Source organism: Acinetobacter sp. NIPH 298 (assembly GCF_000369505.1).
Classification (GTDB): Bacteria; Pseudomonadota; Gammaproteobacteria; order Pseudomonadales; family Moraxellaceae; genus Acinetobacter.
This window is the reverse complement of sequence record NZ_KB850053.1, coordinates 247,501-263,851: the sequence shown is the minus strand read 5'-3', so window position 1 is coordinate 263,851 and position 16,351 is coordinate 247,501. Positions and strand designations below refer to the sequence as shown.

11 protein-coding genes are annotated in these 16,351 nt (G+C 42.9%); 10 read left to right on the top strand and 1 reads right to left on the bottom strand.

All coding sequences use genetic code 11. From position 1 onward, the window contains the following. Positions 1-53: 53 nt before the first annotated feature. Positions 54-872, top strand: a complete 819-nt coding sequence (locus F903_RS01170) for a putative RNA methyltransferase (protein ID WP_005193872.1) — start codon at positions 54-56, stop codon at positions 870-872. Between the two features lie 25 nt (positions 873-897). Here F903_RS01170 and ponA read toward each other — a convergent pair whose 3' ends face one another. After that, positions 898-3,480: a penicillin-binding protein PBP1a gene (gene ponA, locus F903_RS01165; RefSeq protein ID WP_005193871.1), complete on the bottom strand. Its 2,583-nt coding sequence runs from the start codon at positions 3,478-3,480 to the stop codon at positions 898-900. Positions 3,481-3,642: 162 nt separating this feature from the next. On the opposite strand from ponA, the gene F903_RS01160 reads away from it, so the two are divergent. From F903_RS01160 to gltB, 9 genes are all read left to right on the top strand, one after another. Further along, the gene (locus tag F903_RS01160) at positions 3,643-4,701 is read left to right on the top strand and encodes a pilus assembly protein PilM (RefSeq protein ID WP_004673217.1); all 1,059 of its coding nucleotides are present in this window, start codon (positions 3,643-3,645) and stop codon (positions 4,699-4,701) included. Then, the gene (locus F903_RS01155; RefSeq protein ID WP_004673214.1) at positions 4,701-5,345 is read left to right on the top strand and encodes a PilN domain-containing protein; all 645 of its coding nucleotides are present in this window, start codon (positions 4,701-4,703) and stop codon (positions 5,343-5,345) included. Before F903_RS01160 ends, F903_RS01155 begins: the two co-directional genes overlap by 1 nt. Further along, a complete protein-coding gene (locus F903_RS01150; protein WP_005193870.1) occupies positions 5,342-6,064 on the top strand; it encodes a type IV pilus inner membrane component PilO in 723 nt (240 codons plus the stop codon). Before F903_RS01155 ends, F903_RS01150 begins: the two co-directional genes overlap by 4 nt. Continuing rightward, positions 6,064-6,591 carry a pilus assembly protein PilP gene (locus F903_RS01145; protein WP_005193866.1) on the top strand — a complete coding sequence of 176 codons (528 nt, stop codon included), beginning with the start codon at positions 6,064-6,066 and terminating at the stop codon, positions 6,589-6,591. Before F903_RS01150 ends, F903_RS01145 begins: the two co-directional genes overlap by 1 nt. 61 nt (positions 6,592-6,652) lie before the next feature. Then, on the top strand, positions 6,653-8,785 hold the full coding sequence (pilQ, locus tag F903_RS01140) for a type IV pilus secretin PilQ (protein ID WP_416202009.1): 2,133 nt from the start codon (positions 6,653-6,655) through the stop codon (positions 8,783-8,785). 10 nt (positions 8,786-8,795) lie between these two features. Continuing rightward, positions 8,796-9,365, top strand: a complete 570-nt coding sequence (aroK, locus tag F903_RS01135; protein ID WP_121928933.1) for a shikimate kinase AroK — start codon at positions 8,796-8,798, stop codon at positions 9,363-9,365. A gap of 20 nt (positions 9,366-9,385) precedes the next feature. Beyond that, entirely contained in the window at positions 9,386-10,468 is a 1,083-nt protein-coding gene (aroB, locus tag F903_RS01130) for a 3-dehydroquinate synthase (protein ID WP_005193862.1), read from the top strand. 19 nt (positions 10,469-10,487) lie between these two features. Continuing rightward, on the top strand, positions 10,488-11,357 hold the full coding sequence (locus tag F903_RS01125; protein ID WP_034594646.1) for a hypothetical protein: 870 nt from the start codon (positions 10,488-10,490) through the stop codon (positions 11,355-11,357). 459 nt (positions 11,358-11,816) lie between these two features. Continuing rightward, positions 11,817-16,295 (top strand): glutamate synthase large subunit, encoded by a 4,479-nt coding sequence (gltB, locus tag F903_RS01120; RefSeq protein ID WP_171065183.1) that lies wholly within the window; start codon positions 11,817-11,819, stop codon positions 16,293-16,295. Positions 16,296-16,351 lie beyond the last annotated feature (56 nt).

Genomic DNA, 16,351 nt, shown 5'->3' with positions numbered 1-16,351 from the left:
AGCTGGTGAATACCAGCTTTTTTTATGCTTGGAGAAAACTTGGAGAAAAATAGATGAATTTATTGATGTGTCCCGTTTGTCGCCAATCATTAAATTTGGTTGAACATGCATGGCGATGTGATAACGGACATCATTATGATGTGGCGAAACAAGGCTATGTAAATCTGCATGTGGTGCAGCATAAGCACAGTAAAACGCCAGGGGATACGGCGGAGTCCGTGTTGGCACGCCGAGAATTTTTGCAAGCAGGTTTCTATCAGCCCTTACAACAGGCTGTGGTCGAATTACTACAACAGTTAAAACCAAAAGCGATTTTGGATATTGGTTGTGGCGAAGGCTATTACACCAGTGCTATGCAGCGTTATACCGAATACTGCATCGGTGTGGATATTGCCAAAACAGCAGTACAACGTGCGGCAAAATTAAATTCTGATGTGACTTGGGTGGTGGGTACGGGGGCAACTTTGCCTGTACGAGATCATTCGATTGATGTCTGTAGCAGTTTATTTAGTCCGATTCCACAAAATGAAATCGTACGAGTGTTGAGTGATCAAGGTTATTTGATTGTGGTTACACCTGCACCTAAGCATTTATTCGCATTGCGTGACGCGTTGTTCGAGCAGGTCAATTTGCATGAACCACAGAAGTTTATTGAACAGCTTGAGACTCAATTTGAACTGAAACAGCAACGAATTGTTGAAACCACAATGCAGTTAGATCAGCTCGCGCTCAGCAACTTAATTGCGATGACGCCCTATGCGTATAAAGCCAATCCAGAGCGACGGAAAGTACTTGAGCAGCAGCAGCGATTTGTGGTTAGTGCCGCTTTTCAAATTTATCTATTTCAGAAAAACAAACAGCCATCAATTTGATGGCTGTTTAGGCTTTTATGATGGATTATTGGATTTGATTAATTAAATTTTCAATCCCATCACGTTCTCTTTGGGCGTTTGAGTTTTGAGGGTTTGAACCCATCGTCGGTGGTTGTTTTCTCTCAGGTGTGATGGTGTGTTCACCGTTTGATGTCGTACCCGATAAGTCTGAAAAATCACTTTGCGCTGAGCGTGTAGGTGCGGCAGGTGCAGGACGGTAAAGTGGGCGTGCGAGTGGTGGAGAAGCACGATATTCTTTACGATCCTCGCTTTGCTGGACTTGGAGTTGATCGTGAGAAATAGGATCTTTCGCATCTTTATCCAATCGAACCCATGCAGATGGCATATCTTTTAAAGCATTGGCCATAAAGTTGGTCCAGATTGGTAGTGCAGCAACGCCGCCATATTCTCTGCGACCTAAAGTGCGCGGCTGATCAAAGCCGACCCAAGTTACCGTAACCAATTTGCCATTAAAGCCCGCGAACCAAGCATCTTTGGCATCATTGGTGGTTCCTGTTTTCCCGCCTAAATCATCACGACCGATTTTAAGTGCAGCACGGCCTGTACCATGTTGAATGACGTCACGCAAAATGTTGGCCATGTCATAGGCAGAGCTTGATTTTAAAATTCGCTGTGCTTGACGATAATCACTATTGGTCTTGGTGGATCGTTCAGCTTGAGCGACTGTCAACTCAGCTTCAGATGCTGCATTGGTATTTTCTAAGCTTTGATTGGTGATTTCTGTCACTTCTGGAGCATCTGCTTCTTGTTGCGGAGCAGGCGCTTTTGCATCGCCAATACATGGAATACATGCATATTCTGGCTTGGCACTATAAATGACTTTGCCAGAGGCATCTTCAATGCGTTTGATAAAATGAGGCTGGATACGATAGCCACCATTTGCGAAGGTTGCATAGCCCGTTGCCATCTGTACAGGCAAGACCTGTGGTGTTCCTAATGCAATGGTATAGTTACGAGGAATTTGATCATCCTGCAAACCAAAATCCATAAAGAGTTGACGCGTCCGCTCGATCCCCACATTTTGTAGTAATCGTACCGATACGGTATTCCTGGATAAATATAAAGCACGACGTAGAGGGATCATGCCCAGAAAACGGCCATCGGAGTTTCTAGGCGACCATTTCCCAATGGTAATCGGGTTGTCATTGACCATACTATAAGGTGTCATGCCGCGCTCTAAAGCCAATGCATATACGAAAGGCTTAATGGTTGAACCCGGTTGTCTCCACCCTTGAATCGCACGGTTAAATTTCGATTGATAGAAATTATAACCACCAACAACGGCTTCGATCGCACCATCATTTGGATTTAAAGCAATGAGCTGACCTTGCACTCTAGGTACTTGGACCAAAGACCAAACGGTTTTTTCTTTATTGGGGCGTAAGCGAATAATATCTTTCACTTTGACAATTTGTGAGGCTTTGGAAGGTGCGCCACCGACACTATTGGCATTGCGATATGGACGAACCCATGACATACCTGACCAGTTAACGGTCACAGTCGAGCCATCCTGCATGAGCGCATCAAAGGAATTGTTATTTACTTTTACGACTTTGGCAGGGTAGGTGTCGGCATAAGCCATAAATTGATTGAGGGGTTGATCATGTGCTTCTGGTCCACGCCAGCCATGACGACGATCATAAGCTTCCAAACCATCTTGAAGCGCCTGCTCAGCATAGCGTTGGCGATTGCTATCAATGGTGGTGTACACCTTGTAGCCTGAATCAATCGCTTGATCGCCGAATTGTTTAACCAATTCTGAACGTACCATTTCGCCTACGTATGGAAACACATTGCTCACAGAGCGGTCCACCATATTTAGATTAATCGGTTCTGCGACCGCTTTTTGATACTGAACTTGATTGATATACCCCAACTGTAGCATACGACCTAAAATCCAATTGCGGCGTTCAAGTGCACGTTGAGGGTTGGCAACAGGGTTATATTTTGAAGGTGCTTTGGGTAAACCTGCAATCATTGCCATCTGGGCAATGCTGAGTTCATCAATATTTTTGTTGTAGTAGATACGCGCAGCAGCAGCAATGCCGTAGGAATTTTTACCTAAGAAGATCTTATTGACATAAGAGCTTAGAATTTCTTGTTTGGTGAGGCTCTGTTCAATTTTTCGCGCAAGAAAGACTTCAGTTAGTTTTCGTCTTAAGGTTCGCTCTGGGCTTAAATAATAATTCTTCGCCACTTGCATGGTAATGGTTGAGCCCCCAGTTTGGACATCAGAACCAGTCACAGATTCGGTTATCGCTCGCCCCAAACCTTTAAAACTAATGCCGCTATGCTCAAAAAAAGAAGAATCTTCAGCGGCCAAAAAAGCATGAATAAACGTGGGAGGAATTTGCTCATATTCAACTGGAATGGAAAGTTTTCCGCCATATTCTGCAATTAGCTTATTATCTGCGGTATAGACCTGCAATGGTTTTAACAGTGGCGCCTTTTTTAATGAGCTCATATCTGGCAGTGATGGCGCGAGATAGAGATACATGCCATAAAATCCCATTGGAAGTGAGACTAAGATAATAATAATGATCAAAAAAAATGGGCGAACAATACCAGAACTGGATAGCTTTTTCATAATAAGTAAGTTTTAATAAGAGCGAATGACAAACTAATTGTGGTCAGTATATCCTTTAGACATACGGATTGTTAGATGGGTTATTGTATCCGTATTAATTAAAGACCAAAACAAATTAGTGTGTTGTATTTTTGGGGATAAAAAAATAAATAGGAAAATACTGTGCTCAGGTTATATCGTAAACCAAATAAGGGGTTAGTGGGTGTCGATATTAGTTCGACAACTGTTAAATTATTGGAGCTCTCTGTAAAGAACGGTAGATATTGGGTTGAAAGTTATGCCGTGATGCCATTGCCTGAAAATAGCGTGGTGGAAAAAAGCATTTTGAACCCAGAGGCGGTCGGTGATGCACTTGAGAGAGTGGTAAACCTCGCCAATCCACATACCAGCAATGTCGCAATTGCGGTACCAACTTCTATGGTGATTAATAAAATCATAGAGATGGACGCTGATATGACGGATGAAGAGCGTGAAGTTCAAATTCGTATGGATGCTGAGCAATATATTCCGTTCCCATTAGATGAAGTGAGTCTTGATTTTGAGGTTTTACCCGATCGATTGGTCAATCAGAATCGGGTAAATGTCCTTCTCGTTGCCACACGTACTGAGAATGTTGATACACGTGTAGAAGTGCTTGAGCTTGCTGGATTAGCTGCAAAAACAGCTGATGTTGAAAGTTATGCAATGGAGCGCGCTTTTAGTGTGTTTTCGGACACATTGCCGATGGGGGCAAATACCGTTGGCATCTTAGATATCGGGCATACCATGACCACGCTATCTGTGATGCAAAAGGGCAAAATTATCTATACACGTGAACAAGTCTTTGGTGGGCGACAGCTGACCCAAGATGTTCAAAGTCGCTATGGTTTGTCATTTGAAGAAGCAGGGCGCGCCAAAAAAGAAAGAACGCTTCCAGATGATTATGACATCGAGGTGCTCGAGCCATTTTTAGATGCCGTGGTGCAACAAGCAGCGCGTTCACTGCAATTCTTTTTTTCATCCTCTCAATTCAACGAGATCGACCATATTTTGCTTGCTGGGGGGAATGCCAATATTCCAGGCCTTGCAAAGTTATTACAACAAAAACTGGGTTACCGAGTAACGATTGCCAATCCATTTTTACAAATGGGTTTTTCTCCACAAATCGATATTAAAAAAATTGAAAATGATGCTTCCTCATTGATGGTTGCATGTGGTTTGGCATTGAGGAGTTTTGATTAATGGCAAAGATTAACTTACTCCCTTGGCGCGATGAGCTAAGAGAACAAAGAAAGAAACAATTTGTCGCATTTTGTGTTGGGGTGGCTGCATTAGGAATTGCATCTGTATTTACAGCGTGGATGTATTTTGATCATAAACTGAATGATCAAGAGCAAGCCAATCAGTTCATTGTCAGTACCAATCAAAGTTTGGATGTACAGCTCAAGTCTTTAGAGGGTTTGCAAGAACGCCGCAATGCCATTATTGAACGAATGAAGTTGATTCAGGGCTTACAAGGACAACGTCCAGTGATTGTACGTTTAGTTGATGAGCTGGTTCGTGTGACGCCACCAACCATGTACATCACTAAGTTTACGCGAACTGGCGATAAATTCAGTATCGAGGGCAAGGCGGAAAGTCCAAATACTGTTGCTGAGTTGCTGCGTAATTTAGAGGCATCTCCTTGGTATCGTAATGCCTTTATGAATTCATTTTTGGCAGCAGAAGAGAAAAAAGATAAAACAGTAAGCTCTTTGGTTCCTCGTGTCGAAGAGAATTATGGAAGTTTTGTGGTCACTGTAGATTTGGGTGAAATCGGTACAGCTGTTGTCGCCGATCCAGCGTCAGAGACAGCAACATTAGGGACAGCGGGGGTGACACAATGAGTCAAGATGAATTAAATGATCTTAATCAAGACAGTGTTGCTGTAAAGAAGAAAAAAATGACAGTAGAGCAATTCTTCCAACAATTTAATACCTTGGATATGAATAACTATGGCAGTTGGCCACTCTCTGTCAAAGTGACTTGTTGGATTTTTATTCTTTTAGCTGTCGCTGCATTGGGTTATTTTGTGGTGGTGCAAAAGCAATTGGAAACCATTGCTAATGCACAAGCACGAGAACAAAGCTTGTTGAATGAGTTTAAAGAAAAAGAATCTAAGTTGCGTAATTTGCAGCAGTACCAAACACAATTACAAGAGATGGAAGCGAATTTTAATCAGCAACTAGAGCAGTTGCCGAAAGAAACAGAAATTCCAAGTTTGGTCGAGGATATGAACTTAACAGGCGTAAATTCTGGTCTGAAGTTTAAAAATATCCGCTTAGAAAAAGAAATTAAACAAGAGTTCTTTATTGAGCAACCTATCAGTATGGAAGCGACGGGTGATTACCATGCTTTCGGTGCTTTTGCGACAGGTATTGCAGCGTTACCGCGCATTGTGACTTTGCATGATTTTACGGTGGAAGCAAAAGCAGATACCCAGAAAAAATCCGATATTCCAGTGGTTAGCTACACTGTGAAAGCAAAAACGTATCGTTATGTTGGTGTTGATGATCGGGCCGCTATTGATGCGACAGCTCCATCTGCTCAAGGAGGACAGCGCTAATGAATCATTATAAGTTAATACTGGGCCTGTTTATTGGTTTTGGGTTGGTGGGCTGTGATTCTCGTATTGATGCGGTGAGTCAAAAAATGGCAGAAATTCGTAATCAACCACCTTTACCTATTGAGCCCGCACCTATATTTACCCCAGTACCTTTATTTAATTATTCAGCGCATCAGCTAAAGAGTCCTTTTATGCCAAGCTCTTTGGCGGCTGAATTAAAGATTATGGCAGGTAAGCGTGTTTATCCAAACTTCAATCGTCAACCACAGCCTTTAGAAAGCTATGCGTTGGAATCTCTGAATATGAAAGGAAGTATGCGTGGTCGAGTAAATCAGACCATTGCATTAATTCAAACACCAGATGGGCAGATTGAGCGCGTACAAGTCGGCAGTTATTTGGGGATGAATCAGGGGCGTATTATTAAAATTAGCCCGACTCAGATCGACTTGGTTGAAATTGTACCTGATGGACGAGAAGGTTATGTTGAAAGACCGAGAACACTCGTTTTAATTGGACCAGTGCCGTAAGATTAAGGGAATAACAATGAAAAAACAGTTTAAAGATTCTTTATTTGGGGAAGCGAAGACCATGAATCATGCATTCCGTCAATTTTCTATGGGTGCTGTCGCTATAGCAGTGATGCAGGTTGCATCAGCACAAGTCAGTATGACCAATATTGTGCCAATGAGCTTAGCTGATCAGGGAACTGAAATCCGTGTCATGTTTAATGGTTTGCCACCACAACCGCAGGCTTATCAGCTCGAGCAACCTTCACGTCTGATTTTAGATTTTGATAAAGCACAACAGTCTTTAAAGCAGACATCGATTCCTGTATCGACCAACGAAGCCAGTTCCGTCGAAGTTGCTGCTGACGATCAGCGTTCTCGTGTGATTGTAAATTTGAAAGATGCAGGGGCGTTTACAACACGCGTTGAAGGCAATACCTTTGTTTTAAAAATAAATTCGGCACGTCCAGCGGCTGCAACGACAGCACCAGTTGCGGCTCGTCAAGCACAACAAGGTGTTTCCAATATTGGCTTTCAGCGTGGAAAACAAGGTGAAGGTTTGGTTGTGATTGATTTATTGGGAAGTAATACCCCAGTAGATGTACAACAACAAGGCAGTAAAATCGTAGTGCGAACCATGGGGAATAAGATTCCAACCCATCTCGCACGCCGCTTAAATACCAATGATTTTGCGACACCTGTCGCTGGAGTTGATGCGTATAACGATAAAGGCAATGGCGTGATCACCATTCAGTCCGCGGGCAGCTATGAATACATGGCTTATCAAGCAGAGAATAAACTCACGATTAGCCTAAAGCGTCCTGAAGATAAATCGCCATTGCGAGCAAAATCACAAGCTTATACAGGCAATAAGATTTCTTTGGATTTCCAAGATATCGAAGTGCGTCGCGTACTACAGTTGTTGGCTGATTTTACCAATATCAATATGGTCGCTGCAGATACGGTACAGGGTAATATCACCCTGCGTTTGAAAGATGTTCCATGGGATCAAGCGCTCGATATCGTGTTGAAAACCAAAAATCTTGATAAACGCCGTAATGGAAATGTGATCTGGATTGCGCCTGTTTCAGAGCTGATCAAGGCGGAAGAAGAAGAAGCGAAAGCCATTGCACAAAGTGTGAAGCTTGCGCCGATTCAATCCGAATATATTAAACTCAGTTATGCCAAAGCTGCAGATATTTTAAAGTTAATTGAAGAGTCTCGTGATGGTAAGGGCGGAGTCTCAAACCGTACTGCGAACTCAGACTCATTGGCTTTGGAGAGTTTGCTCAGTTCTCGTGGCAGTGCAGTCGCAGATGTGCGTACCAATACCTTGATCGTCAATGATACTGCACTCAATATTGACAAGATTCGTAAGATGGTGGATTTGTTAGATGTATCAGTCAAACAAGTCATGATCGAAGCACGTATCGTCAGAGCGAGTACAGACTTTACCCGAGAGATGGGGGTGAAGTGGGGAATCTTGTCACAAGGTGTCACTCGAAATAATGACTTGTTAGTGGGTGGTAGTGATACCACGCTATGGAACCTTAGAAAGCCTGAAAAAGACAGTGATACAGGTGGTTGGAAATACGAGATTGAACGTCCAGACAATTTAAACGTAGATTTGGGTGCGACCACCGCTGGTGCAAGTCGTATCGCTTTTGGCTTAATTAGCCTATCTGACTTTATGCTTGATCTCGAACTTTCAGCCGTTCAAGCAGATGGTTATGGTGAGGTGATTTCAACACCAAAAGTCATGACTGCGGATAAACAACCTGCGAAAATTGAATCAGGAACTAAAATCCCTTATTCGTCCTCGACGGGTGCTGGTGCAAATGCTGTGCCTAAAACAGAATTTATTGATGCGACATTGAGCTTAGATGTGACGCCGAGTATTACCCCAGAAGGTAAAGTCATGATGAAGCTCAACATCACTAAAGATGCGCCAAGTAATCCAACACCAACGGGTCAATTGACGATTAGTAAGAACTCGATTGATACCAATGTCTTGGTTGATAACGGCGAAACTGTTGTTCTTGGTGGGATTTTTGAACAAGAAAATATTAGTTCACAAATTAAAGTTCCATTCTTGGGTGATTTACCGTATGTCGGCCGTCTTTTCCGTCGTGATTTAAAAACGGATAATAAACGTGAACTGCTTATTTTTGTGACGCCGAGAATTGTTAATGACACTTTGACGAGAAATCATTAATATATTTTCAATAATTGCAATTAATATAGGTGGCGCATTGCCAAGCAAAGCGTTTGAAACCCTACCAAATATTTATTTGGTAGGGCCAATGGGGGCAGGAAAAACAACGGTTGGTCGACATTTAGCAGAGCTGTTAGGACGTGATTTCATTGATAGCGATCATGAGATTGAGCGTAAGACAGGAGCCACTATTCCATGGATATTCGAAAAAGAAGGGGAAGTGGGATTTCGTTTGCGTGAAACCAATGTTTTGAACGATCTCACTGCCCGTTCTGCACTTGTGTTAGCGACAGGTGGCGGTGTTGTCACACAACCGAGCAATCGAGAATTTTTAAAACAACGCGGCATTGTTGTTTATTTATATACGCCTGTAGAACTTCAACTACAGCGAACTTATCGCGATAAAAATCGTCCATTATTACAAGTAGACAATCCCGAACAGAAACTGCGAGATTTATTGACCTTGCGCGATCCTTTGTATCGTGAAGTTGCAGATTATATAATCGAGACAAATCAAGGTGCAGCAAGAGATTTAGCGCAGCGCATTCTACAGGTTATTTTATCTAAACAAATTAAGTAATTCTCGAGTTGGTTTTAATTATGCAAACGTTATATGTTGAGTTAGGTGATCGTCGCTATCCGATTTTTATTGGAAGTCATTTGGACCCTAAACAATTACTTGAACCCTATCTACATGGGCGGCAAGTGATGTTGGTGTCAAATACGACCGTTGCACCGCTCTATTTACAGCATTATGCGGATGCATTAACTCAACTCGATAAGCAAGTTGCGCAATGCATCTTGCCTGATGGTGAGCAATATAAAAATATTCAACATTTAAATTTAATTTTTGATGCCTTGCTGGAAGCTGGTTTTAACCGTGATTGTACGGTTTTGGCATTAGGTGGTGGTGTGATTGGGGATATGGCAGGTTTTGCCTCTGCGTGTTTTCAGCGTGGGGTGAATTTCGTACAGGTTCCGACTACCTTATTGTCACAAGTTGATTCAAGTGTCGGCGGGAAAACAGGGATCAATCATCCTTTGGGCAAGAACATGTTAGGTGCTTTTCAGCAACCTCAAGTGGTACTGGCTGATATGGCACAGCTCGATAGCTTGCCCGATCGTGAACTTTCAGCAGGTCTTGCTGAAGTCATTAAATATGCTTTATTGGGCGATGTGGATTTCTTATCGTGGTTAGAGCAAAACATGGATGCGTTGGTTGCCAGAGATGCAAATTTACTTGCAGAGGCAGTTTATCGCTCATGTGCGCATAAGGCTAGAATTGTTGCCAATGATGAAAAAGAACAAGGCGAACGGGCATTACTTAATTTGGGTCATACCTTTGGCCATGCCATTGAATCGTATTTAGGTTATGGCGTGTGGTTGCATGGCGAAGCGGTTGCGACGGGTATGGTGATGGCGGCAGACCTATCTCATCGTCTCGGTTGGATTTCGGCAGAAGATCTGCAACGTACAAAAAAAATCATTCAACGTGCTCATTTACCGATATTATGTCCAAAAATTCCACTGGATGAATTTTTGGCTTACATGTCGCATGACAAAAAAGTCTTAAATGGCCAACTGCGCTTAGTTTTGCTTGAGAAATTAGGGCAAGCCATAATTACAAAAGATTTTGATGTTGAGCTTATGAAGCAAGCTATTTTAGCAAATCAATCTGCATAATGAATTACGAAAGGAAAGCATCGCTGTGTCACGATCAATTTGGCAAAATATTCAACAATATAGCTGGCTGGTTTTCGCACTGGCTTGTTTAATTGCCGCGTTGATATTTTGGGCTGTTACTGACAGTGATGCCTTGGTGGAAGTTGAGCAGCCATCTAAAATTGAAGTACCCGTCCAGATACAGCCAGAAAAAGTTGCGGCGACTACACATTTGGGCGCACTTGCAGATGCGGTGCGACCTTTAGATCTCACCGCCCGAGTTGTTGTAACCAATGAACATACGCCAGAGTTTCGGGGCACTAAATTTGTCAAAGACAATCAACGTCAGTGGGTGATGGAGATTTTCCGTAGTTCAAACGAGGCGATCATCAAAAACTTTTTGTTGAATCGTGCTGATCGCAAAAAGTTCATTTATTTCCGTTTGAGTGGTCAGGATCAAGTCGAGCAATATGTTTTGGCTTATGGGGTATTCTCTAGTGCAGAGGATGCAAATCGCCAGTTTTCTCAATTGAACTTGGCACTTCCTGAGTCTATTCAACCAAAGGCTCAGCGGCTTGCGACCTATGCCGATTTAGTCAATGATTTAGGTGCTGATGAAATGAAATTGGCGACCAATCAGCTTTATGCAATTCAGTTAAAACCTGCTGCGTTGCCTCGGGTTGATGAGTCTTTGTTGATGGGCAGTTCATCAGCAACGACGCCATCGGTGAATAGTGGCGCAACCAGTGCATCGACAACAGTTAAAACAACGGTGACCCAACGTGATGCACAAGGCAATGTGGTCAATGTTCAGCAAAATCATTCTACGGCTCCAGCACCTTCAAATGCTGAAAAAATAAAAGAAAATTCAGATACTTCAAGACGAGAAATTAGCGACCCATTTAATTAGCATCGCACCATGATGGTGCTTACTGATTCTTTTTGTGGCATTTAGCTTCTTTGTGGTGCAATTATGCTCATTGTGTGATCACTCTTCACCATTATAATTTAAACTTATTTTAATTTTTTTAATGATTTAGTAAATTTATGCTTAATTGGCATGTTTTTTGCTATTTTGTGGTGCTGTTTTGTCTACTCCTCATCTTTCTGTGTGCTAAATGGTTCATTAATTTAGTGAAATGGAAAGTTTTCTGCTTTACAAAGCCTTGCTAAGGTGTAATAACTGAAAACACTTTATATGGTAAATGCGCTGATTCTTGGAAAAGAAAGGCGTATATTGCAAATCCGCCAGTAAAAATGTTTTCGCGAAGCATTGAACTTTATGTGAGTTAATCGGCAATATCGCAGAAAATGAATTGATTGTTTGTTGCTCGAAAGAGCCATGTTTAAAGAAGGGTACGCTATGCACATGCCATCGCCTAATACTGTAGCTCCCGCTCAAGGTTTATATCAACCTGATGAGTTTAAGGATAACTGTGGCTTCGGTTTGATCGCCCATATGAAAGGGGAATCAAGCCATCATTTAGTTGAAACCGCGATTCACAGTTTAAGTTGCATGACGCACCGTGGTGGTATTGCCGCTGATGGTAAGACAGGAGATGGGTGCGGATTGTTATTGGCTATGCCGAAACAATTTTTCCGTGATGAAGCGCTGAAACTCGGAGTAAACCTAACAGAGGTTTTTGCTGCGGGTACCGTATTTTTAAATATTGATCCTGCGCTTGCTCAGAATGCAAAGAATATTCTCAATAAAGAAATTGAAGCTGAAGGTTTAAAGGTTGCAACATGGCGTGTTGTCCCAACCAATAACGATGCTTTAGGTGAAATTGCATTGCAGTCTTTACCTGTTTTTGAACAGATTCTCGTGAACTGTCCAATGGGTGTAACTGAAGTTGAATTTAACCGTAAGCTTTTTTTAGCACGTCGTCGTGCAGAACAACAATTACATAATGATCCATTATTTTATGTCACCACATTGGCGACAACAGTGATTACTTATAAAGGTCTGATGATGCCAGCAGCGATTGCTGATTTCTATACTGACTTGGCTGATGAGCGTTTGACTTCACACATTGTGGTGTTCCATCAGCGTTTCTCGACCAATACTTTACCGCGTTGGCCATTGGCTCAACCGTTCCGTTATCTTGCGCATAATGGTGAGATCAACACGATTACTGCGAATCGTAACTGGGCATTGGCACGTACTCCAAAATTTGAAAATCCATTATTGCCAGGTTTAACTGAATTGAATCCGATTGTGAACCGTACAGGTTCGGATTCTTCAAGCCTAGACAATATGCTAGAAATCTTGGTGGGTGGTGGCATGGATTTATTCCGTGCACTGCGTATGCTTGTACCACCAGCATGGCAAAACGTTGAAACTTTAGATGCTGATTTACGTGCTTTCTATGAGTTTAACTCGAAACATATGGAAGCGTGGGATGGCCCAGCAGGTTTAGTGGTTCAAGATGGTCGCCATGCGATCTGTATGCTGGATCGTAATGGCTTACGCCCAGCGCGTTGGGTGATCACTAAAAATGATTACATCACCTTGGCTTCTGAAATTGGGGTATGGGATTACCAACCTGAAGATGTTGTATCGAAAGGTCGTGTGGGTCCAGGTCAAATCCTCGTTGTCGATACCTTGACAGGTAAAGTCCTTGACACTAAAGATGTCAGCAACCACCTGAAAAACATGCGTCCATACCGTGAGTGGTTGCGTGATCATTCTATTCGCTTGAAAGCAAATCCAGAGCTTGAAGAGCAACTTATTGATCAAGGCTTAACAGGTGATGCATTAAAAGCAGCGCAAAAAATGTTTATGGTGACATTTGAAGAGCGCGATCAACTAATACGCCCAATCGCAGAAAGTGGTCAAGAAGCTGTCGGCTCTATGGGGGATGATACCCCAATGGCGGTATTGTCACGTCAAGTACGTCACGTCTCTGATTACTTCCGTCAACAGTTTGCGCAAGTGACCAATCCACCAATCGATCCATTACGTGAATCAATTGTGATGTCATTGGAAACTTGCCTTGGCCGTGAACAAAATGTGTTTGAACAAGGACCTGAGCATGCTGACCGTATCATCATCGCCAGTCCTGTATTGTCAAATGCCAAGATGCAGTTGCTACGTGATGTTGAAAAAGAACGTGACGGCTATGCAGTTGTAGATATTGATCTGAACTATGCTGAAACTGAAGGTTTGCAAGCAGCGATTACGCGTATTTGTGAAGAAGCTGCACAAGCGGTTCGTAATGGTAAAACGCTGATTGTATTAACGGATAAAAACTTCCGTGAAGGCTTCTTGCCTGCAAACTCAGCATTGGCAACAGGTGCAGTACACCATCATTTAATCAAGACTGGTTTGCGTACTGACGCGAATATTTTGGTTGAAACAGGTTATGCACGTGATCCACATCAATTTGCAGTGCTGCTTGGTTTTGGCGCAACCGCGATTTATCCATATTTAGCTTATGACGTGATCAATGATTTGATCGCCAAAGGTGAGTTGTTGGGTGATCCAATCTACGCACAAGCAAATTTCCGTAAGGGGATCGAGAAAGGTTTACTTAAAGTTCTTTCTAAAATGGGAATTTCGACCGTTGCTTCTTATCGTGGTGGTCAATTGTTTGAAGCTGTTGGTTTATCCTCAGAAGTGGTGGATCAATGTTTCCTTGGCGTACCAAGCCGTATTCAGGGTGCAACGTTTACAGATTTAGAGAAAGACCAGAAAAAATTGGCGATCACTGCTTGGCAGCATCGTAAGCCAATTGATCAAGGTGGTTTGCTGAAATTTGTATTTGGTAAGGAATACCATGCCTTTAACCCAGATGTAATTAACACCTTACACAAAGCAGTTCGTTCAGGTCAGTACCAAGACTTTAAAGAATATGCAGAGTTGGTTAATAATCGTCCAATTGCAACGATTCGTGATTTATTTAAATTAAAAACCACCAATCCAATTGCTTTAGATCAAGTTGAAAGCATTGAGGAAATTCTGCCACGCTTTGACTCGGCGGGTATGTCTTTAGGTGCATTATCACCAGAAGCACATGAAGCGATTGCGATTGCAATGAATACCATTGGTGGTCGTTCAAACTCGGGCGAGGGCGGTGAAGATCCAGCGCGTTATGGTACGATTCGTAACTCAAAAATCAAACAAATTGCATCAGGTCGTTTTGGTGTAACACCAGCCTATTTAACCTCTGCTGAAGTGTTACAGATCAAAGTGGCACAAGGTGCAAAACCGGGTGAAGGTGGTCAGTTACCGGGTGGTAAAGTGAATGGCTTAATTGCGCGTTTACGTTACTCAGTTCCGGGGGTGACTTTGATTTCACCACCACCGCATCACGATATTTATTCAATTGAAGATTTATCACAATTGATCTTTGACTTGAAACAAGTCAATCCACAAGCAATGGTGTCTGTCAAACTGGTTTCTGAGCCGGGTGTCGGTACGATTGCAGCGGGTGTGGCAAAAGCATACGCAGACTTTATTACCATTTCAGGTTATGACGGTGGTACAGCAGCATCGCCACTTTCATCTATTCATCATGCGGGTTCGCCATGGGAATTGGGTTTAAGTGAAGCGCATCAGGCTCTTCGCGTGAATGATCTGCGTGGTAAAGTCCGTGTGCAAACCGATGGTGGTTTGAAAACAGGTCTTGATGTGATTAAAGCTGCGATTTTAGGTGCGGAAAGCTTTGGTTTTGGTTCTACCCCAATGATCGCGCTTGGTTGTAAATACCTACGTATTTGCCATTTAAATAACTGTGCGACCGGTGTTGCTACTCAGCAAGATCATTTGCGTGAAGAGCATTACATTGGCGAGCCACAAATGCTGATTAACTTCTTCAGGTTTATTGCTGAAGAAACACGTGAATTATTGGCTGCGTTAGGTGTTTCGTCACTGAAAGATTTGATTGGGCGTGTTGATTTGCTTGAAGTTATTTCGGGTGACACTGAAAAGCATGCGCATTTGGATTTGAGTGCACTATTAACCTCACATCCATCGGCTGAAGGCAAGGCACAATATTGCCAAGTTCAAGGTAATGCACCGTTTGATAAAGGTCTATTGGCTGAGCAAATGGTGGCAGAGATGTTGCCAGCGATTGAGGCGGGCACTGGTGGTTCATTTAACTTCAGAGTCGGTAACTGTGATCGCTCGATTGGTGCACGTATTTCAGGTGAAATTGCCCGTCGTTACGGCAACTTGAGCATGGAAAGTAGCCCAGTGGTGATGAATCTTGTCGGTACGGCAGGTCAGTCATTGGGTGTCTGGAATGCGGGTGGTTTGCATATCAAACTGGAAGGTGATGCCAACGACTATGTCGGTAAAGGTATGGCGGGTGGTTGTGTATCGATCTTCCCACCAAAAGGTTCACCGTTCCAAACACAAAACACAGCGATTATTGGTAACACCTGTTTATATGGTGCGACTGGCGGTAAAGTCTTTGCTGCAGGTACTGCGGGCGAGCGTTTCGCAGTGCGTAACTCAGGCGCTTTTGCGGTGATTGAAGGTGCGGGCGACCATTGCTGTGAATACATGACTGGCGGTGTCGTGACTGTATTGGGTAAAGTGGGTCATAACTTCGGTGCAGGTATGACGGGTGGTTTTGCTTATGTACTCGACCTTGATAATGACTTTGTTGACTACTACAACCATGAACTCATCGACCTAAATCGTATTTCGACTGAGGCGATGGAAGATCATAAAGAATATTTATTGCGTATTCTTGATGAGCATATCCAAGAGACAGGTAGTGCTTGGGCCTACAAGATCCGTAATGAGTTCGACTTCTATAGTCGTAAATTCTGGCTAGTAAAACCAAAAGCTGCTAATTTGCAAACGCTTTTGAAAAAGACTCAAGCCGATCCACAATAATTCTACGACTGCAAAGACATAGGCAGGTGCAAGCGGTGAATGACATCGCTGCGCCT

What these genes read in the sequence shown, in the direction of transcription:
- F903_RS01170 (WP_005193872.1), top strand. Translation starts at nt 54, where the DNA reads ATGAATTTATTGATGTGTCCCGTTTGTCGCCAATCATTAAATTTGGTT.
- ponA (WP_005193871.1), bottom strand. Translation starts at nt 3,480, where the DNA reads ATGAAAAAGCTATCCAGTTCTGGTATTGTTCGCCCATTTTTTTTGATC.
- F903_RS01155 (WP_004673214.1), top strand. Translation starts at nt 4,701, where the DNA reads ATGGCAAAGATTAACTTACTCCCTTGGCGCGATGAGCTAAGAGAACAA.
- F903_RS01150 (WP_005193870.1), top strand. Translation starts at nt 5,342, where the DNA reads ATGAGTCAAGATGAATTAAATGATCTTAATCAAGACAGTGTTGCTGTA.
- F903_RS01145 (WP_005193866.1), top strand. Translation starts at nt 6,064, where the DNA reads ATGAATCATTATAAGTTAATACTGGGCCTGTTTATTGGTTTTGGGTTG.
- pilQ (WP_416202009.1), top strand. Translation starts at nt 6,653, where the DNA reads ATGAATCATGCATTCCGTCAATTTTCTATGGGTGCTGTCGCTATAGCA.
- aroB (WP_005193862.1), top strand. Translation starts at nt 9,386, where the DNA reads ATGCAAACGTTATATGTTGAGTTAGGTGATCGTCGCTATCCGATTTTT.
- gltB (WP_171065183.1), top strand. Translation starts at nt 11,817, where the DNA reads ATGCCATCGCCTAATACTGTAGCTCCCGCTCAAGGTTTATATCAACCT.